Genomic DNA, 1,965 nt, shown 5'->3' with positions numbered 1-1,965 from the left:
CGCTTGTCGTGGAGTCGGGGATTTGGTATGTTGTGGGGGCTGGCGGCGGCACGGAAAGCAGACGTGCAGAGGACAGAAACCGCAGGGGCATAGCAACGGATCGCGACTGTTGCCCTGCTAGCCGGAGTAGCGCCCGGCCCGCCAGCTACTTTCCCAGCCTAGAACAGCGTCTTCCGCTTCTTCTTCACTGGCGGGGCTGCGTCAGGACCAGCGACATGCTCGTGAGCGTCTGGAACCTTCGTCCCGAACCGTAGCACGCCAGCGAGCACGAGAAGCGCGCCAACACCGACTTTCCCCAGCACAGCGCCACAGATCAGGCCAACGGTAAACGCCAGCCCAAGGGCACCGAACGGGAATAGCCCGGTGATGGCGTCGGCAAAGTCAGTGAGCCAAGCGGTGAGGAAGCCGGTCATTTCTCAATGTCCGCTTTGACGACAGCCGGACGCGGACGCAACCAGATGTTCAGCAGCAGCGCGGCGACGAACACGTATTTCTGATACTGCTGCGGGACGACCGCGATCACCTCGGGGGCGTTGAGCAGTTCAGGCAATAGGATCAGCAGAGCGCCGATGCCGTTGACCAGCCAGGTACGGAACCTGACGATGGCAATCCATAGGTCTTTGAACATGTCAGTTCATCCCGCCCGCGCCGCCAGTGCCATACCCGCCGTAGCCACCACCGCCGCCATGCGCGTAGCCGCTCACAATGCCGTTGGCGCCAACAGGCAGCGAAACGCGAGGCAGGCGAGCGATAAGCACCTTGCCGGGCGGATTTTGGGGGATGATCTGGACACCATCCGTTGGTTCGGACGTAATGACGACCGCGTTCGGGTCGACCTTCTGTAGCTCGGCAATCAATTCGCCCACCGTGCGGGCAGTCGGGTATGCGCTCATTTTCGATCCTTTCAAGTGAACAGAGAAACCAGCCAGTTGACGAACGCCGCGATGGCGCTACCAACCGCAATGATGGCAAGCACGATCCAGCCGCCTCCGCGCGGGGCACTGGCGGGCTTTTCGGCCTTTGACGTGTCGGGGAGCCTCAGTAGCGGGAGAAGCGGCCTCAGCGGCTTCCAGCGCCGAAAGGAAGCTATTGGCGTAGGTGGCGATCTGCCCGGCCTTGTCGGTGCCGTTGACGATGCGACGGGCTTCGAGGAAATCGCCAGCGTCGGACAGCTTCTTGCCGGTAAACCAGCCTTCCTGCATCCCGCGAATGAGGATCAGCGCCGACACTTCCGGGATCATGGCTTTGGACGGATCGGACACGAGGTCGATGCCCAGCTTTTCCCCAGCCTTGACGTAGTTGGCCTTGTGGGTAAGCTGGACGAAGCCGCGACCAAACCAGCCGCTCGACCAGTAGTCGGACTTGACCCACGGCAGCTTGCCGGCCTTCCATGCCTTGGTCAGGATCTCCTTGGCCTTGGCGTCGGTCTTGGCGAGGGTTTCCCGCACCGGCTGCATGGTCCGGGCACTCTCGTGGTACGCAGTGCCGAGAATATAAGCCAGATGGCGGATATTGCCGTCGCCGACCTTGCGCCACGCCTCGAAGATGACGTTCATTCCGTCGACCTGAGACTGCGTCAGCGAGCCGCCAAACATCGGCCGCACCGCCTCGAAGAAGGCTGCTGCGTTCATATCGATATCCTGTGGTTGTGGGTTAGCGGCCGGACAGCGCGTAGAGGCGCACGCCCAGCCAGGTCAGTCGGGCGCGGAACTTGCCCACGCCGCAGTCAAGAAGGGCCTCGTAGAACAACTGGTCGCACTTCGCCCGTGTCTCGGCGCCCGGGACCGGGATGCCGTCGTCGCGCCGCTCCAGCAGATAGTCGTGAACAATTGCAGCTCGGGTTGCGACGTCACCCCAAGGTGGAAGCCATGCCCACAGGATGCGGGGCACGCTGGCGCCATCCGTCATGAACCCGGTAGGAACCGTGATGCCGCGCCATGTCAGCGGCTCCAGCAGAATGGCGAT

At 62.6% G+C, this 1,965-nt stretch carries 5 protein-coding genes; all 5 read right to left on the bottom strand.

Features of this window, described 5'->3' with window-relative positions:
- Positions 1-158: 158 nt before the first annotated feature.
- Genes ABFD92_17470 through ABFD92_17450 form a run of 5 tightly spaced genes read right to left on the bottom strand, consistent with a single transcriptional unit; the run spans position 159 to position 1,965 of the window.
- Complete coding sequence (locus ABFD92_17470) at positions 159-413, bottom strand: hypothetical protein (protein ID MEN6506328.1); 255 nt, start codon at positions 411-413, stop codon at positions 159-161.
- Positions 410-628 carry a hypothetical protein gene (locus tag ABFD92_17465; protein ID MEN6506327.1) on the bottom strand — a complete coding sequence of 73 codons (219 nt, stop codon included), beginning with the start codon at positions 626-628 and terminating at the stop codon, positions 410-412. Before ABFD92_17465 ends, ABFD92_17470 begins: the two co-directional genes overlap by 4 nt.
- Before the next feature lies 1 nt (position 629).
- Positions 630-893, bottom strand: coding sequence for a hypothetical protein (locus ABFD92_17460; GenBank protein ID MEN6506326.1), 264 nt, complete (start codon positions 891-893; stop codon positions 630-632).
- A gap of 57 nt (positions 894-950) precedes the next feature.
- Positions 951-1,631 (bottom strand): hypothetical protein, encoded by a 681-nt coding sequence (locus ABFD92_17455; GenBank protein MEN6506325.1) that lies wholly within the window; start codon positions 1,629-1,631, stop codon positions 951-953.
- Positions 1,632-1,653: 22 nt separating this feature from the next.
- Entirely contained in the window at positions 1,654-1,965 is a 312-nt protein-coding gene (locus tag ABFD92_17450) for a DUF1353 domain-containing protein (GenBank protein ID MEN6506324.1), read from the bottom strand.

It is taken from the genome of Planctomycetaceae bacterium (assembly GCA_039680605.1).
Lineage (GTDB): Bacteria > Planctomycetota > Phycisphaerae > SM23-33 > SM23-33 > JAJFUU01.
Note: the sequence above shows the minus strand (reverse complement) of the source record. Positions and strands in the feature narration are given on the sequence as shown.